The sequence below is a fragment of the Planococcus chinensis genome, from assembly GCF_020071995.1.
In the GTDB taxonomy this organism is placed as follows: Bacteria; Bacillota; Bacilli; order Bacillales_A; family Planococcaceae; genus Planococcus; species Planococcus chinensis_A.
Map to the genome: position 1 here is coordinate 51,977 of NZ_JABWTK010000003.1, position 22,632 is coordinate 74,608.

Consider the following 22,632-nt stretch of genomic DNA (forward strand, 5'->3'; position numbering starts at 1 on the left):
GGTATAAAGTGAAGGCATCAGGAGGTGAGCAAATGGAATACACCGTTCAAAAGCTGGGGAACTTGGCAGGCGTCAGCACGAGGACTTTGCGGTATTACGATGAAATCGGAATTTTAAAGCCGGCACGAAAAAATTCAGCGGGATACCGGATCTATAGCCGGCGTGAAGTGGACAAGCTGCAGCAGATCCTCTTTTACCGGGAACTCGGGCTCGATTTGGACAGCATCAAGCGGCTTGTCAACGACCCAGCCTTTGATGGGGCTGCAGCGTTAAAGAATCACCGGCTGCAGCTTCTGGAAAAACGCCGCCAGCTCGATCTCTTGATCACGAATGTGGAAAAAACCATTTCCGCAGCGGAAGGGGAAATCCAAATGGCTGACAAGGAAAAGTTCGAAGGCTTCAAGAAAAAGTTAGTAGATGACAACGAACAGCAATACGGCGAAGAAGTGCGCGCCAAATACGGCAATGACGTGGTCGACCGTTCCAACGCCAAAATGCTGAATATGAGCGAAGCACAGTACGAGGAATTCACCGGCATCGAAAAAACGCTTATGGAAAAACTGGCAGAAGCCTGTGAAACAGGAGACCCGGCAAGCGGCATTGCCCAACAAACAGCCGATCTCCATAGACAATGGCTGAGCTTCACATGGCCAACGTACAGCAAAGAAGCACATGCCGGGCTTGCCGAGATGTATGTAGCAGATGAGCGCTTTGCAGCTTACTATAACAAAGTGCATCCAAAAGCAGCAGAGTTCCTGCGGGATGCGATTTTGATCTACACCAGCACAAGCGAATAAAGAAAGAAGAAAAAGGTTCCAGCCAAACGGCTGGAACCTTTGAGCTTGTAGACAAAAGAATTTTTATACTTGAGAGATCAATTGACATACAACTGGACATCCCGAATCCATCGTTTCAGCCGGACGTGTTCCGCGGGCTCGCGCCGAGCTATCCCGCTGGAGTTGCTTTTCCTCATAAGATGTCTGTTTAAGTTTCAACCCGATTCACCTTCACCATTGAAGCAAAGAGAGACACCCAACCGGTTCGGCCACGGAGACTCCTGTGGGACAGCGAAAGCTGAAGGCCCCGCAGGAGCAGAGCGACGAGGAGACTGAAGCTGAGCCCACGGAAAGCGAAGTGGCCGGTCCGGTTAGCTTTATGTATTGCTATATATTTCATCTAGACTTTGTCTACAGTCTGAAAGGTTCCAGCCAAACGGCTGGAACCTTTTTTCAATGTAATCCGGCTTTACAAACTCTTAACAGGAATTTACATATTTAAAATAAGAATCGATCATTTAGTTTGCTATACTCAAGGTGACTAAAGTACGGAACGGAAAATTGCTTCATTCAAAAGGAGAGATTTGCATGCTGGAAAGAAAAAAGGAACCACTTGTTTCTGTTAAAGTCATGTCATTTAATATCGCTCACGGCTTAGGAATGAACGGGATTGTGGATTTGGAAAAAACGGCAAGCATCATTGAAGATTCCTGTGCACAGATCATCGCTTTGCAGGAAGTGGACCGCTGCTTTTCGGAGCGCAGCGCTTTTGTGGACCAAGTGGAATGGCTCAGCGGCAGATTGGGTATGCAGGCGGTATTTGGAGCCAACCTCGACTTGGAACCATTAGAAACGGACCGACCGCGGCGCCAATACGGCAATGCCATTTTAAGCAAACATCCGATCAAATACTCGGAAAATCATTTATTGACCCAAGTGCTGACTGATTTCGGCAAGAACGAGCAGCGCGGCATTTTGGAAGCAGTGATTGAAATTAGAGGAAATCTCATTACAGTGTATAACACGCACCTTGCATTAGAAGAGGAAGAGTTGAAAGTCAGCATTGGCGAATTGCTTGGCATCATAGAAAAGCGCAGTTTTCCCCGAATTGTGCTGGGGGATTTCAACGCACCTCCACGGGATGGACAGATCAAAAGATTGAACCGTCATTTAAGCGATGCCTTTTTGAAATTGAAAAGAGGAGACGCTTATACGTACCCGGCGCCTTATCAAAATGCTGAAACAGGCGAAAACCTCAAGCCTGTAACTCGCATTGATTATATTTTTGCTGATCCTGAACTGAATCCCGTGCAAGTAGCGGTTATGGAAACAGATGTTTCCGACCATTTGCCGATTGCCGCAGACTTTATTGTCGCACCGGCTCAAAATCCACTGCAGAAATCGGCACAGACTGCTTTCCCGGAAGTCATAGTTTCTTAATCGCTTTAGGGATGGCATAAATAGGAATAATTTTGATGTTCAAAAATTAGATGAAAATAGCGCGCATAAATAACTGCTTTTGTAACAGAAAATTGCTATAATCAATGCATCTATTATCCTTCGCCATGGACTCGGTTCATATTAAAAGGAGATGTTTTTTATGGAGAGTGACAAAATCCCCCCCACGGTGCCCATTAAAGTGATGTCGTTTAATATCGCTCACGGACTCGGCATGGACAACACTGTAGACTTGGAAAGAACAGCAAAGGTCATTGAACAGTCAGGAGCAGAAATCATCGGGTTGCAGGAGCTTGACCGGCATTTTACAAAACGCAGCGCTTTTGTGGACCAAGTAGATTGGCTAAGCAAGCGGCTGGGCATGTACAGTGCATTTGGCGCAAATCTCGATATGGAGCCGAATGAATCCGGAAAGCCAAGGCGCCAGTACGGAAATGCGGTTTTAAGCAGACATCCGATCAAGTACGTTGAAAACCACCTGCTGACAAAAGTCGTTTCTCCCATTGCAAACAGTGAACAACGTGGAATACTGGAAGTTGTACTCGAAGTAAAAGGAACGTATGTGAGCTTTTTCAATACCCATTTGTCGTTAAAAGAAGAAGAACTCAAAGTCAGCATCGACGAAATTTTGGAGATTACAGAAAAAAGCCGTTTTCCTAAAATCATTACAGGGGATTTTAATGCGGATCCCGACCATCTGCAGATCAAGCGAATGGAAAATCATTTCGACGATGTGTTCTTGAAAATCGGCAAAAGCAATATGTATACGTATCCGGCTCCTTATGAACACGACAGCGATGGCGTGAAGTTAAAACCGGTAACACGCATCGATTATATTTTTACAGATCAAAATTTTGAGCCCGAAGAAGCCGCTGTTATCGAAACGTCCATATCGGACCATTTGCCGATCACAGCAGACTTGGTTCTGTCGCGCGTAGGCAGTAAAATGAAAACAGCTAATGGAGCCAGAAGCTTAAAGTGACTTCTTTTATTAAGCAATTGAACTTATCTGGAGAAGCATTTTCTCCCACATAAAAAACTGTAACCAAGCTCAGATGAAGAGCAATTTGGTTACAGTTTTTTATTATGTGCATTATCCGTAAACACGTGCGCCGCTGGATTCGCTGCGTCGGCATAGCCTTACCAGCAAGTAGACAAGCGGAGTATCGCAGGCTGCTGCCAGCCATTTAAAAGCGTATTGTGTAAAGATCATGGCAAGGAGTGCTGCAGTCGGCATCGTCCCATAAAAAGCGATGACGATAAATAGAGTGGTATCAACGAGCTGGCTGACCATTGTCGATGCGTTATTGCGAAGCCAAAGTTTGGATTCGCCGTGGCGGTCTTTCAACTTATGGAAAATGGTCACATCCAAATTCTGGCTGATGAAGTACGAGATTAAACTTGCTAATGTCACACGGAATCCGGCAGAAAAAATAGTTTCAAACGATGCCTGGTCTCCGAAGAACGGAGCGGCAGGCAAGTGAATGGCCAAATAGATGAAAGCCAGTGCACAGCATTGCGTGATGAACCCGGCAAACACCGTCTGGCGCGCCGCTTCCTTGCCGTAAACTTCCGCAATCGTATCGGTAATGGGAAAGGTGAAGACGTAGACGACTACGGCTGCCGGCAGTACCAGCCATTCGCTGATGCTGAACAGTTTGACTGCCAGGATATTCGATAAGATAAGCAATCCGACAAATGCTCCGTTTAAGTAAAGTAACATAGCGCTCTCCTTTACCGGTTGGTGATCGTTTCCGGATACATATCGTGGTTCATCATCCGGTAAGACGCCATTTCTTCGTATTTTGTACCTGGTTTGCCGTAGTTTGTATAAGGGTCGATCGACAAGCCGCCACGCGGCGTAAATTTGCCCCATACCTCGATATAGCGGGGTTCAAGCAATTTGATCAAATCGTTCATGATGATGTTTACAACGTCTTCATGGAAATCGCCGTGGTTGCGGAAACTGAACAAGTACAATTTCAGCGATTTGCTTTCCACCAATTTTTTATCCGGGATAAAGCTCAAGTAAATCGTGGCAAAATCCGGTTGTCCGGTCTGTGGACACAGCGAAGTGAATTCCGGGCAATTGAATTTTACAAAATAATCGCGTGTATGCAGATTATCGATTGCTTCCAGAATATCGGGGTCGTACTCAAATTTATACTTCGTGTTTTGGTTGCCGAGAAGCGACAAATGGTCCAGTGTATCTTCGTTTCTTCCTGCCATAAAAAAGGCCTCCTTCAAGTGTCCGACTTGAGAGAGGCCTATAAAAACGGAAAAAGAAAAAGCCAAATCGCATGTGGATTTGGCTGAGTTTCGTCAATCCATAGTTTTTTATAGAGGGTGAAATGCTATGAACCTCTCCCGTCGCCGGGTTATTTAATTGATGCTTCCTCACTCATCGTAAAAGACTTTCGGTTTGCTGTCAATTCTCTTTTAAAAGAAATCATACAAATTGCCGTAGGGGCCAAGGGGAGTTTTTGGTGCTGCACAAAAATGAATGTCTCGGATTGTTTGGCAGATTTTCCTTGAGGGTAAGTTAATTGGAAAAGTAGCGCATTAAAGGAGGAATTGCAGTTTATGGCAGAAACTCGACCAATCCCGCGTGATAAGGGCGTAGACAATACATTGGCTTTGATGACAGAAGGTTATCTATTCATACCGAACCGGACAAGGCAACTGAAGACAGATGTTTTTCAAACACGTTTGCTTGGCCAAACGGCGGTATGCATAGCGGGCGAAGAAGCGGCGCAGGTATTTTATGATGAAGACAAATTTCGGAGAAGAGGAGCCGTTCCAAAGAGAATTCAGAAAACCTTGATGGGCGAAAAAGGGATCCAAACAATGGATGATGCAGCCCATAAGCATCGCAAGCAGCTCTTTATGTCGCTTATGACCCCGGAACGTTTGCGTCTCTTAAATCTTTACGTTGCAGAAGAATGGCGTTCCGCTGTTGAGCGATGGAGCGCGATGAAAGAAGTTTTGTTTTTTAAAGAAGTGGAAGAATTAATGATGCGGGTTGCCTGCCGCTGGGCAGGAGTTCCTCTCCGGGAGAACGAAGTGGAAATGCGTTCCCGTGATATGGGGGCTTTGATTGATTCGTTTGGAGCTGCTGGCCCAAGGCATTGGAAAGGCAGAACTGCGCGTAAACAGTCGGAAGAATGGATTGAGAAAATAGTAAAAGCGGTGCGCAAAGGAAAACTGCAAGCGCCAAATGGAACAGCGCTTCAAGCCATGAGCTGGTATAAGCAGCCGAATGGGAAAAAAATGACGACTCATATGGCGGCAATTGAAGTGATCAATATTTTACGGCCGATTGTCGCAATTGGCCGCTATATTACCTTTGGAGCGATCGCTCTTCATGAAAATCCCGAAACACGTGAAAAATTGGCTGCCAACCGCGGGGACTATAGCCAGTGGTTTGTCCAGGAAGTGCGCCGTTATTATCCGTTCGGGCCATTTACAGGAGCAAGAGTCCGTGAAAACTTTGTCTGGCAAGGATATCATTTTAAAAAAGGGACGCTTGTGCTGTTGGATATCTACGGCACGAACCATCATCCGGATTTATGGGTTCAGCCGGAAGAATTCCGTCCGGAACGGTTCCGTGACTGGAAGGAGAGCCCATTCAGCTTTATTCCGCAGGGAGGCGGGGAATACGATTTGGGCCATCGATGTGCAGGAGAATGGGTAACGATTGAAGCGATGAAGACCAGCCTCGAGTTTTTGGTCAGAAAAATGGAGTACGATGTTCCAGATCAAGATGTCAGTTACAGTATGGCACGAATGCCTACACTTCCGAAGAGCCGCTTTGTTATCCGGAATGTGCGTCCGGTGCGGTATTAAAGGTTAATTTGCCTGCTTGAACTGGTTTAACCAGAGGGCGGGCTTTTTTCTGTCCAATGAAAGGAGAAGGGAAGATGACGATAAAACAAATGGGGTGGCTGCCGTCCAACATCGTGGAGTGGGTGGATAAAAAAGTCGGTGAACAAAAAGAACTTCTCCGTATCGAACCGCTTGTAGGGGGCACTTCTTCCCATCTGTATGAAATAGATTATTCAGATGGAACCGGTACAGAATCCTGCGTCCTGAGGCTTTTTACAAAAGCCGAATGGCTGGCGATGGAACCCGATTTGGCGGACCACGAAGCAGCAAGTTTACGGGAAGCCGCCAAAACGGGTCTTGCCGTACCGGAATTATTGGGATTGGATGCCACTGGCGAACAATGCGGCGTACCGGCGGTTTTGATGACGAAAATTGAAGGAAGCGTCGTGCTGCAGCCGGACAATGAACAAGAATGGCTGGAGGGATTGGCAGAGGCGCTCGCGAAGATCCATTCACATCGAGCTTCTGACTTCCGGTGGGAATACTTTTCTTACAACCAAGCTCTGTCTTTAGAGCGGCCGGCATGGTCTGATCATCCGGAAGATTGGATGCGGGCCTTTTCGATTGCTGGCGGAGCCCGGCCATCTGTTGAAGCTTGTTTTCTTCATCGCGATTTTCATCCAGCCAATGTATTATGGGACAATCGAAAAGTGAGCGGGATAGTGGATTGGGTGAATGCATGCAAAGGGCCGGCTGGAGTAGACGTCGGCCATTGCCGGCTGAACTTGGCACAGCTTCACGGCGTTGAAATGGCTGATCAGTTCCTCGATGCATACGTACGGCATGCCGAGGGTTTTGTCTATCAGGCTTATTGGGATATTCTCGCTTTGACCGATATTCTGGACGGACCTCCAGCAGTTTATCCGGGATGGGAAACCTTTGGAATGAGCGGATTAACGGATGAATTGATCAGGCAGCGGCTGGATGCTTATTTGCTTAGTTTGCTCGGTCGTTTCGAACCGGAATCTACTTGAAAACCGTCAGGCTTCTCTGGCATCAGGTTTGATTTCTCTGAAAAAGGAAATATACAGAACAAGCAAGTTTTGAGGAGGAAACCCAATGACTGATGAACAATTAAAGCAATTAAAAGACCAATTAATGGAACAGAAAAATTCGATTGAAGACCGGGTTGAACATGCCGAAGAATTCGATACAACTGAACTGTCCAATTACGATAACCATCCAGCCGATAATGCCACCGATTTGTTTGACCAGGAACGCGGAATGGCATTGAACCAGTTCAAAGAAGATGAACTCAATGATACGAATGCCGCGCTAGAAGCAATAGAAAACGGCACGTACGGCAAATGTGCAGTATGCGGCACGGAAATCCCGTTTGAACGCTTAGAAGCACTCCCGACGGCTTTGACGTGCATTGATCATGCTCAGCAGGACATTGATATGACGTCGCGTCCGCCGGAAGAAGATGTATTGCAAAGTTCTACAGGGCAGCCGGTGGAAAAAGAAGACAGCCGGATTCGCGATTACACCGATACTTTCCAGGATGTTGAAGACTTTGGATCTTCGGACAGCCCGCAAGACCAGCCTGGAGAAGATAAAGATATGAAAGATTTCTACGAAGAAAGAGACGGAGAATGAGCATGACCCTGTGCCTGATGAGCATGGGGTTTTCTTTGGTTCAAATGCAATTGGAGGAGAATGAGATATGAAAGAGCTGGAAAAAAAGATTTTCGAACTGGAATGCAGCCACATTCAACCTGACGTACGAATTTCAAAAGAGAAGCTGGGAGAAATACTGGATGATGGCTTTTTTGAGTTTGGAAGCTCGGGGAAAGTATGGAAGCGGTCGGATTACGATACAGATCATTCTTTATCCCCTGACCGCATGGAGATTTCAAGCTTCAGGATGGAGGAGCTGGGACCTGAAGCGGTGCTCACTACATACCAGATTTTCAACAAAACCACTGGAATATCTTCCCTCCGCAGTTCCGTGTGGAAAAAGCGGGAAGCCGGATGGAAACTGTTTTTTCATCAAGGGACGCGTTCGGATTAGGTGTTTGAGGGAAGCGAAAAGAGGTTATTACATAACTAGGTGTTTTAACGTGAAGGAGGGATAAAGATGGATCATGCAGTAGTATTGTTTGATGGGGATTGTAATTTCTGCGACTCCAGTGTGCAGTTCATCATAAACCACGACCCCGCCGGCTATTATCAATTTGCTTCTCTGCAAAGTGACATTGGCCGTGAACTGAGAAAGAAACATGAAGTGCCGGAAGACGTGGACAGCCTGGTCTTGATACAGGACGGCAAAGCGTACGTTAAATCAGAAGGGGCATTGATGATTTCCCGCCACCTGACAGGGTTATGGAAACTGGCTTTTTATTTAAAATCATTCCCGCGCCCACTGCGCGACGGAGCTTATGATGTTGTAGCAAAAAACCGCTATAAGGTATTCGGTAAACTTAACAGTTGTATGTTGCCGCCTCCACATATCCGGAAACGTTTTCTGGATAAACAATAAAATCCTGATGCGCTGAAGCGCACCAGGATTTTTATTTGGGTCGGTCGGGGTTAAATGAGCGCTTGCGCTTTTCCTTGTCTAACTCCGGCTCCCAGCCCCTCGAGGTCGCGGTCTGCCTTGCCGATGAGGGCAAAAGAACGCCATCACGGAGGCGCTTCCGCTTTTCTTACTCAAAGTTCGATATTCTCCAGTACTGGCTGGCGATGCTTCGCGACATCCAGGCCAGGCCTTTGCTTTCCGCTTCATGGATTTGGAGCCAGTCATCCATTTGATCGTTTTTCAAGTAAACTTCATGGTTGGGTGCCTGATCGTGAAGGCCGGTGATATCATAATGCCCATCCCGATAAAAGGTTGCCGATACATCATAGTCAATATTCGGTGACGTGGTTAACGGATTACCGACGCTATGCGTCAAGTTAACCACCACGTTTCGTTCGTCTTCTTTTACTTTTTCCAATTGGATTCCTTCAGAAGAAGCGACATCCGCTTTCCGGAATTTTTTCCGCCAATCATACGCAATGCTCGGACCCACATCTTTATGCAATTCCAGCTTGGCATCTTCTTTTCCTAATTGCAGCGAAAAGGTGACCTGCGTGCGGTAATGAGACGATTCAGGATCAAATGTCCGGTTGTCTCCTGCAAAATAGCGGTTGGGCGACAGCAAATTTGGATTGGTTAAATATTCGTCCGGCAGGAAAGTGGTGTAGCGGAAATCCCAGACCTGATTAAATTCCGCTACATTGACCTGAGGCGAGTCCGCTAGTAATTGTTTCAAGGGCGCAATTTTTTTCATCATCCAAAATTTTTCCATCGCTGCTTCTTGCTGCGACGATTTGATGTTAAGCAAGCCGAAAAAACGGGCAGCTATGGATTTTTCTTCGCTGAAGCCGGTTTCGGATTGTTCCAAAGGACGTTCCGCACGAATCCAGTAAGAGTATTCCCGGTCCATTTCGACATCAGAATCGGTAAACTGAGTTTTTCGGGTCGTTTCCAACGGTTCGCCGTCCCGGTAAATTTCATATTCTTCGATTCCGTCGATGTCTCCCCATGCCAAGATAATTTTTGATTCCAAGACGATTGTCGTGAAGGCGATTTGCTGCAAATAATTGACGGTGTCTTTTGTATGATCTTCTGTGCTGGTTTGCATTTTGATCCGTTCTTTCACTTGGCCGTCAGTGCCGAGGCGTTCAATTGTATAGATGTACAATTCACCGATTTGCAGATTTTCATCCCTAAAACTGTTTTTGGTCCCGGTATAGACGGTATCGGCATCTCTTTTTACCAAACACTCATCTCCCGTATGTGACCATTCAAAGTAAATCATCGTATCTGTCTGCTGCAGTAAATCAATTTCCAGATGCTTCGCAACCATTCGACCATCTCCTTACAAGGGTTATAGTAAAGCTATACCCTGTTCTGGAAATTCCTGAACCCCGGTTGTCTATTCCGCCACTTTGTTACATAAATAACATGATAAATTTATGAATAAAATTGTATGATTAACGAAATGCTTGCAAGAGGGTAGATTTGCAAAGCCCCGCGACAAATAGTATGTTAAAGAAAGATGATAAGCGACGAAACAGAAAGAGGAATTGAGATGGGGAGGTTGTGGGAATGGCTTTAAAGGAAACAAAAAAAGCAGGAAGCTTTAAGAATTTTGATGACGCTGCTGAACACATTCTTCAAATGCTAAGCAAACAATTAAAGATCAACACCTTATTCATTGCCAAAAATGATGGACAGACAAATGAAATTGTCAAAGCGTTGAATGTTAAAGAGGAATTAGTGACTGCGGGAAACGCGTCTCCTTTGAGCCAAACTTTTTGCAGTTTGAGCATCAACCACGGAAAAGAGCCCTTGATTATCGAAGATATTTCCCGCGAAGATCAATCGAATCAATTGGAAATCGCCTCCCGCTTTGGCAACGGTTCGTTTATTGGCATCCCGATTCTTTACGAATCCGGAGAAGTGTACGGCACGATTTGCGGCATTGACCAAGTGCCTTTTGACTTTACAGAAGAACATAGTCAAGCATTGGCGACGATGTCGTCGCTGCTGACGTATGTGCTGGAACTTGCCAAAGCAAATGAGCAAATTGAATCCCTCTCCTCTCCACTTGTACCGGTCACCCGTGGAGTTGCCATTCTTCCCGTCATCGGTGAAGTGACAGCAGGGCGGGCACAGACCATTATCAATCATGTGCTGGAAAAGTGCGGAGATGCCGAACTGGATTATTTGATCGTCGACGTATCCGGTGTTTCTCAAATCAATTCGGTAGTAGGCGAATACTTATTAAAGCTTGTCAGTATCCTGAAAATGGTTGGGGTCACACCGGTGGTCACTGGAATTCAGCCTTTTATGGCTTTAAAAGTTCCACATTTTGCAAAAGCCTTACAAGGCGTCATGATTCAAGCAAATCTTGAAATGGCGTTAAAAGAACTTGGATTTGTGCTAATAAAAGAATGCCAGGAAAAATCGAGCCGATGAGAAATCCGGCTCGATTTTTAGCTTTCTTTATCAAAAAATACATGCTTAAGCTCCCACGAATCGCCAATCTCCAACAAACCAAATGAATATTGAGGCTGTTTTCGCTTATCTGTAGGGGAACCGGGATTGAAAAGTGTAATGCCGTCCATTTTCCGCTTCACCGGGATATGGGAATGGCCAAAAACAATGATATCGACTTCGTCTTCGGCAAAAGCTTCATAGGCGCGCTGTTCAGTGGTTTTTCGGCTGCCGTCGCCGTGGATGACGCCAATTTTCAAATCTCCGAAGGCAAAAATCTTTTTCTTTCCAAAACGGTCCGCTATTCCCCAAGGGTCGACGTTTCCGGTCACGCCATCAGTTTCTGTATAAGCCGACAATTCGTAATATACATCAAGCGTCTGCCAATCGCCGGCATGAATGATGAAATCCGCGGATTGGCATTCCTCAACCAAACGCTGGGGGAGCTTTTTCGCCCGCACTGGAATATGGGTGTCCGACACAATCACAATTTTTTGCATATGCACGCCTCCATTCATCAACTTTCTTCCACTTTAACAAAGTTTCGGGATGCCGTCCCGCTCCACTAAATTTGCTTTATAGCCGGAATGGTTATTCAACCGAAAAGCGGGGATAATAAATGAAAGCAAAAATCTGAGAAGAAGAGGAGGGAGAACATGGTTCAGGAACGCAAGATCTCTTGTTATATTGCCGCCAGTCTGGACGGCTATATCGCCACAAAAGACGATTCGCTCGACTGGCTCTTTAAAGTGGAGATGGAAGGAGATGCCGGCTACGCCGAATACATGGAAACCATCGACACTGTAGTTATGGGACGGCGCACATACGATTGGGTCATGGAAATGGAAAAAGGGAAACCCCCGTATCCGGATAAAAAATGCTATGTGTTTTCAAATTCAAAAAGCGGCCAAGAAGGGCACATCATCTTTATTAATGAAAATGTTAAGTCTTTTGTCGAAAGAGAAAGAGGGCTTCCAGGAAAAGACATTTGGGTAGTTGGGGGAAGTGCTCTTCTCCACGATTTTCTAAAGGAAAAGCTGATCGATGAATTTATCATTTCGGTTGCCCCTACTTTGATTGGACAAGGCATTCCTCTTTTTCAGGAATTGGATTTCGAAATGGAATTCACTTTGAAAAATGTCCGGCAATCCGGCCAGTTTGCGCAGCTGCACTTAATCCGCAAATGAAAGGAAGAATTGAACATGGCGATGTTAAACCATGATCCGGTCGTCAAAGCGGAAATGAATATAAGAAAACCGGTTGATGAAGTATTCGCGGCATTTATCGATCCCGAAAAAACAACGAAATTCTGGTTCACCAAGAGCAGCGGAAAGCTGGAACTTGGCAAGCACATTCAATGGGATTGGGAAATGTACGGAGTCTCCACAAACGTCTATGTAAAACAGCTGGAAGAAAACAAGCGCATTGTGATTGAATGGGAAGAGCCTTACGGCTATTCAATAGTAGAATGGACGTTTACTCCGAGAAACGACCAAGAAACTTTTGTGTCAATCACCAATACGGGGTTTCAAGGCGAGGGCGATGAAATGGTGGCACAAGCCCTCGATTCCATGGAAGGATTTACAATCGTGCTATGCGGCTTGAAAGCCTATTTGGAGCATGGCATCTCTCTAAATTTGATTGCAGATAAAGCGCCGGATGCCCATGCCAATCCATAATCTTTTTAAGGACCATTATTGGTCCTTTTTCTATTTTTACGCCCTTACTGGTTAAAAAGAATGGCTCTGGCTTTGGCGATCACATGATCCTGGTCGTCGTGGATGATGCAGTCTGCATGCGTAATATTGCGCCCTTCTTTTACAGCAAAAGCGCGGGCAGTTAAAAACTCGGATTTTGCTCCTTTAAGAAAAGTGACATTTAAATCGACGGTCACCACTTTTTGCTTGCCTTCTGCATCGGGCATTACTGTATTACAGAGCGCCACATCAGCGAGTGTAGCAATAATGCCGCCATGAATCACGCCTACACTGTTGACAAATAGCGGCTGGATGGGCAACGTTACTTTCACGCTGTTTTCACTTATACGTTCGTAGGACATATCTAAAAATTCATCGAAAGGCTGTCGGATGAACATCGCAATTCCTCCCCAAATAACATGGTTTTTATTGTATTCGCCAATTTACCACTTGAACCCTTTTTCCTGGGTTCTTTTGGGCAAAATCCCGCAAAGATATAACACTTATTATGTAATTTTATTCCAAATAATTATTATGCAAGACTTTAGTACTTTTATTAATTGGAAATTAAGTAGGTATGAAGGGTTTAATTTTCAAACTTCGCCCTATATACTGAGGAAAGGAATTGTTTTTGGCAATTCCGGATAAAGGAAGGAGAGAAAGCATGAAAAGTCTTAAAACTTTAGCATTCGGTTTGTTTGTAGTTCTGTTCCTGAGCTTTTCACAGGCAGAAGCAGAAGCGCATGCTCCAGATCTTCACTCAGGATCCAAAGGACAAGCAGTAACTGAACTGCAGACCAAACTGAAAAAACTCGGTTACTTCCATGTCACCCCAACAGGTTATTATGGTTCGATTACAGAAACAGCAGTAAGCCAGTTCCAGCGTGATTTCGGCGTCCCGGCAACAGGTTACACGGGAACTTTGACTCGAAATAAAATGGAGCAAGTAGATATGATGGCACACGTAGTGCATGGAGAAGCAAGAGGCGAGGTTTACAAAGGGAAAGTGGCGGTAGCCGCTGTAATTTTGAACCGTATCGATTCGGGACATTTCCCCAACAGTACATACAATGTCATTTTCCAACGCAATGCATTTACCGCGGTCAATGACGGGCAGTACTGGTTGACGCCTGATGCTTCCGCTTACCAGGCAGTGCGTGACGCTTACCAAGGATGGGATCCAAGTGCCGGCGCCACGTATTATTACAATCCGGCTGGCGTTACGGATAAATGGATTTTCTCACGGACCGTCATTACAAAAATCGGCAAGCATTATTTCGCGAAGTAAACGAAAGCCTTGGAGTCTTCTCCAGGGCTTTTTATATTCATCGTGAAAGACATATAGAACTGCTGCTTCGTTTATAATGAAGGGGAAGCAAAAGAAAGGCGGAATAGAAATGGCTGAATTACCGAACAATGAATTGCCACCAAAAACATGCAGCATCGAGAAATTGGTGACGAATAAAAAAGATGTAGCAAAAGTGCTCGATGGTAGCAAAACGGCCACTCGGCGGAATGGCCGCTATGCGGATATCGGAGAAGTGATGGTGCTGGAAGGAAGCGAGTTTGTGGTAGAGCGCGTCTATGCACAAACGCTGGGTGAATTGACGGACGAACATGCACGCCAGGAAGGATACGGCAGTGTGGAGGAATACAAACAATCCATCCTGAAATTTCATCCAGGCATGCCGTGGCTTCCACAAATGTCCGTTTGGGTCCATGAGTTTGCACCGGTTGTGAACTAAACGATGTATACAGTGATTCTGTTTCTACATGTCCTCAGTGCCGTTTCATCCATCGGTCCGTTCTTTGTGCTCGTCCCGTTGATCGAACGGATGAATGCTGCCTCTGAAGACGTGCTGCATGCCCATATCGCCACGTTCCGCTCAGCGGTCCGCCTCGTCAAACATGCTGGCCATGTGCTGGTAACGACAGGCGTGCTGCTGATTTGGCAAAGTTACTGGCAATGGACAACGCCGTGGATTGTGATGACGCTTGTCATCATGTTTGGATCCATTGTCTTTTTGGCCCGTGCATTCAAACCGGTTTTGAGAAAGTTCGAAGAACCGAGTGCTGACCGCCAAACGCTCATCCGAAAACTGCAGCGCTCCTTATGGATTTATATTCTAATTTTATTGGCGATGTTGTGGCTGATGGTGGCAAAGCCGGAGTTATGGTAAAAAGATAAAAGGCTGTCGAGAAGTTCTCGACAGCCTTTTTGAATAGATTAGCCTTTGACGGCGCCTGCTGTCATGCCGGCAACGAAGAAGCGCTGCAGGAAAACGTAGGCGACCACCATCGGGGCAGAAGCGATAATGACACCCGTGAAGAGCATCGGATAGTTTGTGGAATATTGCCCTTGGAATTCAAGCAAAGCGAGCGGCAAGGTCTTGTAGGCATTGTCTGTGATGAACAGCAACGGATAAAGCAAGTCGTTCCAATGCATCACGAACAGGAAAATGGCGGTTGCCGATAAGGACGGCAAGGACAAAGGAATCGCGACTTTTGTGAACATCTGCCAATTTCCGGCGCCATCAATCGTCGAAGCCTCAAATAATTCTTTCGGCAAAGTTTTCATAAAACCAGTCAAAATGAATACGGCAATCGGCAAGGTTGTTGAAACATTCACCAGAATCAAACCTACTAAACTATTGGTAAGATTCAAGTCAAGCATCAGCGAATAAAGCGGCACCATGATAACTTGCGCCGGTACCATCATGCCAAGCGTAAACAATGTAAACAAAATGTTCCCAAGCCAGCTGCTGAGGCGGGTAATGCCAAAAGCGATCATGGCAGCGAACAGCAGCGTGAAGGTTACGGAAAACAGCGTAACGATGACACTGTTCATGAAATAGCCGGCCATCGTCTGTTCCTGGAAAATGGCTACGTAATTATCAATGTTTATGCCGTCTGCAGGAAGCCCGAGTGGATTCGAAAACGTTTCTCTCAAAGTTTTCATCGAGGTCAAAACAACAACCAGCAACGGGATTAAGATAAGCAACGCATAAACGAGCAGAGAAAATCTTCGGAAAAGCAAGCTGTTTTCCTCCTTTCAATTAATAGGAAACCCGATCCGAGCGCAATGCTTTGAATTGCAGGAACGTGATAATCGCTATGATGATCATGAAAATAACGGAAATGGCACTTGCATAACCGAATTGATAATTTCTAAAAGCGATGTCGTAAATGTACGTAGCGATGATTTCGGTCGAATTGTTCGGACCGCCGCCTGTCATCGCAAACACCAAATCGAACGCTTTAAACGATTGAATAGTAGTATAAGCGACAACAATCGTAGCGGAAGGGGCAAGCAACGGCCACGTCACGGAACGGAACGTCTGCCACTTGGATGCTCCTTCAATTTTGGCTACTTCATACATTTCCTGCGGAATGGCTTGCAGACCGGCGACAAATACAATCAGCATTTGGCCTGCGTGGAACCACACTTGGGTAATGGCCAATGAATAAATCGCAATATTGGAGTTCCCCAGCCAGTTCTGCGCTAAAAAGCCAAGGCCGATTCCTTCAAGTATTTGATTCAGGATGCCCAGCGACGGATCGTAGACGAATGCCCAGATAAATGCCACTGAAACGGACGACAGAATCGTCGGGAAGAAATACAGAGCCCGCAGGAAAACCGTAGTCTTTGTATTCTTAATCAGAATCATGGCGAAGGCAAGTGCAACAAGCGTTTGGAAAACGACGACGACCAGCATGAATTTCAAGTTATTGCCGATCGTTTTCCTGAAAATCGAATCACCTGTAAACGCCCGTTCGAAATTATCGAATCCAATAAAGGCGAAAGCATCGCTAAAGCCATCCCAATCGGTGAAGGAATAGAACAAGGCACTTACAGTTGGATATAGAAAGAAAATACTGTACAGGACTAGGCCCGGCACAAAGAATAGAAAAATGGTTTTTGAGGTTTTCATGACATCATTCCCTGTTTTCGTCTACGATTTTCTGTGCAGCTTCTGCAGCTGCCATCGGATCTTCTCCGCCAAGTACGTTTTCAATCGAGCTGAGTACAGCATCTTCAACTTGTGCATTGGTGATTAAATAACGCGGCTGAAATCGGGTTTTTCTTTCATCAATCCAATAAGCTGTATTTTTCAAAGCTTCGGATTCATAGTTCACGTCTGTAATCGTCAAATGCTGGCCGGTTTCATTTGCATATTTAGAAGCTACTTCCGGCTGGCTCAAATAATCGATGAATTTCTTAGCTTGATCTTTTTTCTCAGAATTGCTGTTTACAGCAAGCATGAAAGTCGCTGTGTTGATGCCTTCATAGACTGCTTCGCTTTCTTCAACCGTAATCGGCGCAAGCAAGTCCAATTGAAGATCAGGATTCAATCCCAGCAGAGAAGCCATGTGGTAGGAGCCGGTTGCAAGCATGGCAGCTTCTTCGTTGGCTACCATAGACATTGCGGCATCCTGGTTTGTACCTAAAGCGTTTTCCTGGATATACCCTTTTTGCTCAAGCAATTGGAAATCTTCGAGGGTTTTTACCCACCACTCGTTTGTCAGCTTTTCTTCACCACTTAAAAGTTTGGCGAAAATCTCTTCATCTGGTGCGTTGTTCATGACCATGCTGTTCATAAATTGGTTAGGGCCGATATCGGCGCCAGGGAAGGCGATAGGGGTGATGCCGTTTTCAAGAAGCGTATCACATAATGCCTGGAATTCAGACCAGCTTTTTGGCACTTCCAACCCGAGTTCTTCGAACATGCCTTTGTTGTAAATCGGCATATTGAATACCAACTGATACGGAAGAGCATATTGCTTGCCGTCAACTTGTCCGACACTAATTAAGTTTTCATCAAAATTAGAAACAAATTCTTCGCTGCTTAAATCTTCAAAAATGCCAGCTTCTTGAAGCGACTGGAATTGTGCTCCGGGGAATGAAGCAAAAACATCGCCCGTGGAACCTTCCTGCAGCATGCGTTGTGCAGTTCCGAGGTATTGGTCGGAAGGATAGATGTTCATTTCGACAGCAATATCCGGATTTTCTTTTTCAAATTCAGCAATAATTTCATCGAATACGGCTTTGTCTTCACCGCGCCAATGCATAAAGCTGATTTGTGTCTTGTCGCCGCTTTCGCCGCCGCTGTCATTGCTGCTGTTGCTTTCTCCGGCGCAACCTGAAAGAATCAAAATCAGCATGAGAAATCCAGCCATTAGAAACTTAAAATTTTTCGTCATTTCTGTATCCTCCCCTTTTATAAGTAATAACTGCTTACTAATAGTTATACCGTAAAAATACAACTATGTACAAACAATACTGAATTATCGAATATCAGCCGCTTTTTTATTGACAAAGGGCAAAAATTCCAATAAGATAGGTGCAACCTTTTTGTACGGATTATGGCAGAAGGTGCCGGGAGCGGCATCGCCGGAAGTACAGTTGAGCTGAGAATAGCAGAGCAAATCGTTGAATAAGAAGAGTAGTGCACAGAATTCCTCTCAAAGAGAGCCGGTGGCAGGTGGAAATCGGCGGGGAATGTGCGTGAATGGACTTATGAGAGATTCCTTGAATTACAGTAAAGGAATCCGTTTTCCCCGCGTTACTGGGGACAAAGTGAAAGCTTTTTCAGCTTTAACATGAGGTGGCACCGCGGTCAAACCGTCCTCTGCAAGGGAGATTCCTGTTCCTTGCAGAGGGCTTTTTTTATTGGTTGCAGGTGTGTGACTGAAGCGGTAATGTGGCCGCTTTCGCTTTTCTAAGTGTCTAGCTGCAGCGCCTAGCCCCTCGGGGTCTTAAGTCAGCCCACTCTGGAAACCAGGATTTCCGGCGTGTTCTGCCTTAAGCCTGTCGGGGCTGCACAGGCGCTTCCGCTTTTCTAAATGTCTAGCTGCAGCGGCCAGGTTCTCGGGTCATAAGCCCACCCAGCTATGTGGCAAAAAGCGCCACTTCGCTGGTCCGTCTTATGCCTGTCGAACCTGAACGGCCGCTTTCGCTTTTCTAAAAATCGAGGGAGATGAGCAGAGATGAAGTTGAGAAAAATTGATGGAGATTCATTGACGCCGATTGTAGTGTTCAACCGGCTGCAGGGCAAACGGAAGTGTTTATTGGAAAGCTCGTTGAAAACGGGGGTGACAGGCCGCTATTCATTTATCGGAGCGGATCCTTCGAAATCCTATATTGGAAAGGGAAATGCATTGAAAGAGATAGATTTCCGAACCGGTCTTGAAGAAAGTTATAGTGGAAAGCCGTTGGAGCTTTTAAAAGCCCGCTTGCCGGTTCATGAGGCGAAAGTGGAGGAATTGCCGTTTACCGGCGGGGCTCTCGGCTATATTGGCTATGATGCAATCGGAGCTTACGAACCGGTGGAAGCGGCACGAGCGGATAGCTTGGAGATGCCGGACCTTCATTTGCATTTGTACGAGACACTTGTTGTATTTGATCATGTGAAAAATGATATTACCATCATTTCATTTGAAGACAAACTGGATGAAGTGGAAGCGCAGCTCACTATGCCGGAGCCGGATGCCGTACAGGAAAAGCAGCATCCGCTGAAGTTCACTTCCAAAACCGATGCAGCGAAGTTCCGGGCTCAGGTCGACCAGGCGAAAGCGCATATCCGGAATGGAGATGTGTTTCAATTGGTGTTGTCGCAGCGCTTGTCGGCTGCTTATCAAGGAGACGCCTTTCAGCTGTACCGCAGACTGCGAAAAGAAAATCCGTCGCCCTATCAGTTTTTCATCGACTTTGATGATTATGCTATTGTCGGCGCATCGCCCGAAAGTTTATTGACGATCCGCAATGGCCATATGGTGACCAACCCGATTGCAGGAACGCGAAAACGGGGGCGCACGGAAAAAGAAGATGCATTTCTTGCCGAAGAGCTGGCGAACGATGAAAAAGAACGGGCAGAACATCAGATGCTGGTCGATCTCAGCCGCAATGATGTGGGGCGTGTAGCCGCCATTGGTTCGGTAAAGATTCCGAAATACATGGTCATTGAGCGGTATCAGCATGTCATGCATCTGGTATCCGAAGTGACAGGGGAGTTGAACCGTGCGATGCATCCGCTTGATGCACTGGTGTCTTGTCTGCCGGCAGGAACTGTATCCGGTGCACCGAAAGTGCGGGCGATGCAGCTGATTCAGCAATTTGAAGAAGAGCGGCGGGGAGTCTACGGCGGAGCCATCGGTTATTTCGGATTTAACGGGAATCTGGATGTGGCCTTGGCGATACGGACCTTCGTCGTCAAAGACCAGCATGTCCATGTGCAAGCGGGTGCAGGAATCGTTTATGATTCCGATCCGCAGGCAGAATTTGAAGAAACTTTGCACAAAGCCCGTTCATTGACGGAGGTGTTTGGATGATTCTCTTAATCGATCATTACGATTCTTTTACTTATAATATTTATCAGGCAGCAGCAGAACTGGGAGAAGACGTAGAAGTGGTTCGCTACGGTGCATTAACAATTGATGAAATACTGGCGAAAAAACCGCAAGCCATCATCTTATCGCCAGGTCCGGGGCATCCGGAGGCCTTGCCGGAATCGCTGCGGTTGATCCGCCAAGTTTACCAGAGCATGCCGATTCTTGGGATTTGCCTTGGCCATCAATTAATTGGCGCTGCTTTTGACGGAGAAATCGCTCAAGCGCCAACCATTCGGCACGGCAAAGTCTCACTGGTGGAGCATGGACAGCAAGGAATTTTTGCCGGTTTGCCGGACCCTGTCCCTGTTATGCGCTATCACTCACTAGCGATACAAAAGGAGACAATGCCAGTGTGCTTTGATATCCACGCTGCAGCAACGGATGATGGCACTGTCATGGCTATCAAACACCGGAATTATCCGATATACGGCTTACAATTTCATCCCGAATCAATCGGCACACCCGATGGCGCTAAGTTATTGGAACATTTCTTTGCTGAAATCAAGCGAGAGACTGCTGTCCGGTAAAATCAAAAGAAAGAGGAAGGACCTGTAGGGTCCTTCCTCTCTTTGTTATTTTCTGATAAGCGGCATTGTGCAGCAGCGGAATGCTCCGCCGGATTTAATAATTTCGGAAAAGTCCACTTCGATCACATTGAAATTATGTTTTTTCAACAGGTGATTAACTTTCTTGTTTTGGGGCTGGCTGAAAACACGCCGGTTTCCAATAGACAAGACGTTGGTGCCGAGCGCAAATTGCTCTTCGGCATTCACTTTCAAAAGGGTGTAGCGTTTGGCCAGCATTTTTACTGTTTCTGCATCCAATGCTTCCGGGAAGATGAGCGCTTCTGTAGGCGACAGGATATTAAATACGCAATCAAGGTGCAAGTATTTTTCATCAAACGCAATAGGAACCACTTTAAAGCGCGGAAGTTTTGCCTGCAGTTCCTGGATGGCCGTTTTGGAAGTGCGGCTGCTGATGCCGACATACAAGGTGTCATGGTCGATAATGACATCTCCGCCCTCTACCCGGCTGCAGCCGAGCGATTCAAAGTGGATTTGATGGCCTTTCAGCCATTTTTCCAGCTCCGCTTCTTCGCCTTGCCGGACAGAGGAGGCCATTTCTCCAATAAAGACGGTATCGTCTACGGTAAAACCGATATCCCGGGTAAAGACCTGTTCAGGAAACTGCTCAGACGGTTGGATCAATTCCACCGCCACACCGTTTTCCTGCAGCGCTTTTACAAACTGTTCGTGCTGCTGCGTCGCTTTTGCTATATCGATGTTTTCTTTTTGATAGCGCTTTTGCACATCATTGATCACTTCTTTGATTTCCATGTAATGCGGCGGGCATAGCAAGACCGACTGAAGTGTATCGTATTCGCTTCTGCACCAGGCAAACGGCGCTTCTTTTGCATAAGACGTCATATTTTCTCCTCCAAAAAACCTAGTTAATTATTTACCTATTCCCTTGTGGATGGCCCCTTAAAACATAAGAATGCAGTACAATCAACAAAGAGGCAGCCGGATGCTTAAAAGCTGCAGTCTATATTTTCGTTTAGGAGGGATTATATGCATATTAGTAAACAAGAAGTTCAGGAAGACCGGGAGTTTATCCGGAACAAAGTGATTGAGCACAATGGGGCAAGCTTGCCGGAGGAACAGAAGTCACCAAAAGAAGGAATCAGCTTTATTGCCCGCGATGAGAACGGAGAAATCATTGGCGGTGTGACAGGCACGGCTTACTGGGGACATATGCATATCGACTTTCTTTGGGTAGATCCTGAAGTCCGCGGCCAACGGATTGCCGAACAATTGATGAAGCAAATGGAAGAATACTCAAGAACCCAAAACTACAGCCTGCTGGTCGTTGAAACCTTTAGTTTCCAGGCACCCGGTTTTTATAAGAAGCAGGGGTTCCAGGAGTTTGGAGTATTAGAAGACCATCCAAAAGGGCATAGCAAGTACTTTTTCGAGAAGCGCCTGTGAGCTTAAAGAGAAATGAAAAAAGACGCCCAAATGGCGTCTTTTTTAACTATTCCTGGTCTTTGTAAAATACTTTGTCGACATTGTATTTCGCTTTATGGGCGTTGATCAAATAGGTTTCGTAAATTTCACGTTCCATTGGATCTTCCACAATCGAAACCGTGATGCGATAAACTTCTTCGCGGTGGTTTTTCAAAGGCGATACGTTGTCCTCGAAATGCTTTTTCACACGTTGGCGCAGTTTGCGGGCTTTGCCGACAAACAACAATTCACCGCTGTGGTTGAAAAATTGAATGATGCCGCCTTTATCGCGCGGGATTTCATGCAAATCGATAAAGCCGTATAATGGCTTAATGACTGCTTCGTCGCCTGTGATTTCCTGTTTGCGCTGTGTAATGGTGATATCGGCTTTAGGTGGTTGAATATTAATCATGCTTATCACGTCCTCTATTATC

General features: G+C 46.0%; 27 protein-coding genes, 1 riboswitch and 1 other annotated feature. Of the genes, 17 read left to right on the forward strand and 10 right to left on the reverse strand.

Annotated features, from left to right (window positions below; genetic code table 11):
- Window positions 1-32 precede the first annotated feature (32 nt).
- The 3 genes from HU147_RS05770 (at window position 33) to HU147_RS05780 (ending at window position 3,216) form a co-directional block, all read left to right on the forward strand.
- Complete coding sequence (locus HU147_RS05770) at window positions 33-797, forward strand: MerR family transcriptional regulator (protein ID WP_224075351.1); 765 nt, start codon at window positions 33-35, stop codon at window positions 795-797.
- 567 nt (window positions 798-1,364) lie between these two features.
- A complete protein-coding gene (locus HU147_RS05775; protein WP_224075352.1) occupies window positions 1,365-2,216 on the forward strand; it encodes an endonuclease/exonuclease/phosphatase family protein in 852 nt (283 codons plus the stop codon).
- A 160-nt stretch (window positions 2,217-2,376) separates the two neighbouring features.
- Window positions 2,377-3,216, forward strand: coding sequence for an endonuclease/exonuclease/phosphatase family protein (locus tag HU147_RS05780; RefSeq protein WP_224075353.1), 840 nt, complete (start codon window positions 2,377-2,379; stop codon window positions 3,214-3,216).
- A gap of 111 nt (window positions 3,217-3,327) precedes the next feature.
- Here the strand turns inward: HU147_RS05780 and HU147_RS05785 are convergent, their stop codons facing one another.
- The gene (locus HU147_RS05785) at window positions 3,328-3,957 is read right to left on the reverse strand and encodes a queuosine precursor transporter (protein WP_224075354.1); all 630 of its coding nucleotides are present in this window, start codon (window positions 3,955-3,957) and stop codon (window positions 3,328-3,330) included.
- A gap of 11 nt (window positions 3,958-3,968) precedes the next feature.
- Window positions 3,969-4,463 (reverse strand): preQ(1) synthase, encoded by a 495-nt coding sequence (queF, locus tag HU147_RS05790; protein WP_224075355.1) that lies wholly within the window; start codon window positions 4,461-4,463, stop codon window positions 3,969-3,971.
- A gap of 94 nt (window positions 4,464-4,557) precedes the next feature.
- A riboswitch (PreQ1 riboswitch) is annotated at window positions 4,558-4,605 on the reverse strand.
- Between the two features lie 212 nt (window positions 4,606-4,817).
- Between queF and HU147_RS05795 the strand changes: the two genes are divergently transcribed.
- From HU147_RS05795 to HU147_RS05815, 5 genes are all read left to right on the forward strand, one after another.
- Window positions 4,818-6,080 (forward strand): cytochrome P450, encoded by a 1,263-nt coding sequence (locus tag HU147_RS05795; RefSeq protein WP_224075356.1) that lies wholly within the window; start codon window positions 4,818-4,820, stop codon window positions 6,078-6,080.
- Window positions 6,081-6,154: 74 nt separating this feature from the next.
- On the forward strand, window positions 6,155-7,093 hold the full coding sequence (locus tag HU147_RS05800) for a phosphotransferase family protein (RefSeq protein ID WP_224075357.1): 939 nt from the start codon (window positions 6,155-6,157) through the stop codon (window positions 7,091-7,093).
- An 85-nt stretch (window positions 7,094-7,178) separates the two neighbouring features.
- Window positions 7,179-7,718, forward strand: a complete 540-nt coding sequence (locus HU147_RS05805) for a TraR/DksA C4-type zinc finger protein (protein WP_224075358.1) — start codon at window positions 7,179-7,181, stop codon at window positions 7,716-7,718.
- Window positions 7,719-7,785: 67 nt separating this feature from the next.
- Window positions 7,786-8,133 (forward strand): nuclear transport factor 2 family protein, encoded by a 348-nt coding sequence (locus HU147_RS05810; protein WP_224075359.1) that lies wholly within the window; start codon window positions 7,786-7,788, stop codon window positions 8,131-8,133.
- Between the two features lie 66 nt (window positions 8,134-8,199).
- Window positions 8,200-8,601 (forward strand): thiol-disulfide oxidoreductase DCC family protein, encoded by a 402-nt coding sequence (locus HU147_RS05815; protein ID WP_036802752.1) that lies wholly within the window; start codon window positions 8,200-8,202, stop codon window positions 8,599-8,601.
- A gap of 166 nt (window positions 8,602-8,767) precedes the next feature.
- Here the strand turns inward: HU147_RS05815 and HU147_RS05820 are convergent, their stop codons facing one another.
- Window positions 8,768-9,973 (reverse strand): DUF3238 domain-containing protein, encoded by a 1,206-nt coding sequence (locus HU147_RS05820; RefSeq protein WP_224075360.1) that lies wholly within the window; start codon window positions 9,971-9,973, stop codon window positions 8,768-8,770.
- A gap of 242 nt (window positions 9,974-10,215) precedes the next feature.
- Here HU147_RS05820 and HU147_RS05825 point away from each other — a divergent pair, with 242 nt between their 5' ends.
- Window positions 10,216-11,088 carry an STAS domain-containing protein gene (locus tag HU147_RS05825; protein ID WP_224075361.1) on the forward strand — a complete coding sequence of 291 codons (873 nt, stop codon included), beginning with the start codon at window positions 10,216-10,218 and terminating at the stop codon, window positions 11,086-11,088.
- A gap of 17 nt (window positions 11,089-11,105) precedes the next feature.
- Here HU147_RS05825 and HU147_RS05830 read toward each other — a convergent pair whose 3' ends face one another.
- Window positions 11,106-11,606 (reverse strand): metallophosphoesterase family protein, encoded by a 501-nt coding sequence (locus HU147_RS05830; RefSeq protein ID WP_224075362.1) that lies wholly within the window; start codon window positions 11,604-11,606, stop codon window positions 11,106-11,108.
- Window positions 11,607-11,762: 156 nt separating this feature from the next.
- Between HU147_RS05830 and HU147_RS05835 the strand changes: the two genes are divergently transcribed.
- Together HU147_RS05835 and HU147_RS05840 are read left to right on the forward strand one after the other, a co-directional pair.
- Complete coding sequence (locus HU147_RS05835) at window positions 11,763-12,293, forward strand: dihydrofolate reductase family protein (protein ID WP_224075363.1); 531 nt, start codon at window positions 11,763-11,765, stop codon at window positions 12,291-12,293.
- A 15-nt stretch (window positions 12,294-12,308) separates the two neighbouring features.
- Window positions 12,309-12,785, forward strand: a complete 477-nt coding sequence (locus HU147_RS05840; protein WP_224075364.1) for an SRPBCC family protein — start codon at window positions 12,309-12,311, stop codon at window positions 12,783-12,785.
- A 44-nt stretch (window positions 12,786-12,829) separates the two neighbouring features.
- On the opposite strand, the gene HU147_RS05845 is transcribed toward HU147_RS05840, so the two are convergent.
- Entirely contained in the window at window positions 12,830-13,201 is a 372-nt protein-coding gene (locus HU147_RS05845) for a PaaI family thioesterase (protein ID WP_224075365.1), read from the reverse strand.
- A 266-nt stretch (window positions 13,202-13,467) separates the two neighbouring features.
- Between HU147_RS05845 and HU147_RS05850 the strand changes: the two genes are divergently transcribed.
- The 3 genes from HU147_RS05850 (at window position 13,468) to HU147_RS05860 (ending at window position 14,983) form a co-directional block, all read left to right on the forward strand.
- Window positions 13,468-14,091 carry a cell wall hydrolase gene (locus HU147_RS05850; protein ID WP_224075366.1) on the forward strand — a complete coding sequence of 208 codons (624 nt, stop codon included), beginning with the start codon at window positions 13,468-13,470 and terminating at the stop codon, window positions 14,089-14,091.
- Window positions 14,092-14,200: 109 nt separating this feature from the next.
- Window positions 14,201-14,548 carry an ASCH domain-containing protein gene (locus tag HU147_RS05855; protein ID WP_115650538.1) on the forward strand — a complete coding sequence of 116 codons (348 nt, stop codon included), beginning with the start codon at window positions 14,201-14,203 and terminating at the stop codon, window positions 14,546-14,548.
- A 3-nt stretch (window positions 14,549-14,551) separates the two neighbouring features.
- A complete protein-coding gene (locus tag HU147_RS05860; protein WP_224075367.1) occupies window positions 14,552-14,983 on the forward strand; it encodes a DUF2269 family protein in 432 nt (143 codons plus the stop codon).
- Window positions 14,984-15,030: 47 nt separating this feature from the next.
- Here the strand turns inward: HU147_RS05860 and HU147_RS05865 are convergent, their stop codons facing one another.
- From HU147_RS05865 to HU147_RS05875, 3 genes are read right to left on the reverse strand one after another with little or no spacing between them, the layout of a single operon-like run.
- Entirely contained in the window at window positions 15,031-15,840 is an 810-nt protein-coding gene (locus HU147_RS05865) for a carbohydrate ABC transporter permease (RefSeq protein WP_224075368.1), read from the reverse strand.
- A 19-nt stretch (window positions 15,841-15,859) separates the two neighbouring features.
- Complete coding sequence (locus HU147_RS05870) at window positions 15,860-16,735, reverse strand: carbohydrate ABC transporter permease (protein WP_224075369.1); 876 nt, start codon at window positions 16,733-16,735, stop codon at window positions 15,860-15,862.
- 4 nt (window positions 16,736-16,739) lie between these two features.
- On the reverse strand, window positions 16,740-18,005 hold the full coding sequence (locus HU147_RS05875) for an ABC transporter substrate-binding protein (RefSeq protein WP_224075370.1): 1,266 nt from the start codon (window positions 18,003-18,005) through the stop codon (window positions 16,740-16,742).
- 220 nt (window positions 18,006-18,225) lie between these two features.
- Window positions 18,226-18,437, forward strand: a binding site (T-box leader).
- Window positions 18,438-18,791: 354 nt separating this feature from the next.
- On the opposite strand from HU147_RS05875, the gene trpE reads away from it, so the two are divergent.
- The gene (trpE, locus tag HU147_RS05880) at window positions 18,792-20,132 is read left to right on the forward strand and encodes an anthranilate synthase component I (protein ID WP_224075371.1); all 1,341 of its coding nucleotides are present in this window, start codon (window positions 18,792-18,794) and stop codon (window positions 20,130-20,132) included.
- On the forward strand, window positions 20,129-20,719 hold the full coding sequence (locus HU147_RS05885) for an anthranilate synthase component II (RefSeq protein ID WP_224075372.1): 591 nt from the start codon (window positions 20,129-20,131) through the stop codon (window positions 20,717-20,719). The genes trpE and HU147_RS05885 overlap by 4 nt, the downstream gene beginning before the upstream one ends.
- A gap of 45 nt (window positions 20,720-20,764) precedes the next feature.
- Here the strand turns inward: HU147_RS05885 and HU147_RS05890 are convergent, their stop codons facing one another.
- On the reverse strand, window positions 20,765-21,619 hold the full coding sequence (locus tag HU147_RS05890) for a dimethylarginine dimethylaminohydrolase family protein (protein ID WP_224075373.1): 855 nt from the start codon (window positions 21,617-21,619) through the stop codon (window positions 20,765-20,767).
- Window positions 21,620-21,763: 144 nt separating this feature from the next.
- Between HU147_RS05890 and HU147_RS05895 the strand changes: the two genes are divergently transcribed.
- Window positions 21,764-22,180, forward strand: a complete 417-nt coding sequence (locus HU147_RS05895) for a GNAT family N-acetyltransferase (RefSeq protein WP_224075374.1) — start codon at window positions 21,764-21,766, stop codon at window positions 22,178-22,180.
- Window positions 22,181-22,226: 46 nt separating this feature from the next.
- Here the strand turns inward: HU147_RS05895 and HU147_RS05900 are convergent, their stop codons facing one another.
- Window positions 22,227-22,610, reverse strand: coding sequence for a nucleotide excision repair endonuclease (locus tag HU147_RS05900; protein WP_036802782.1), 384 nt, complete (start codon window positions 22,608-22,610; stop codon window positions 22,227-22,229).
- Window positions 22,611-22,632: the final 22 nt, after the last annotated feature.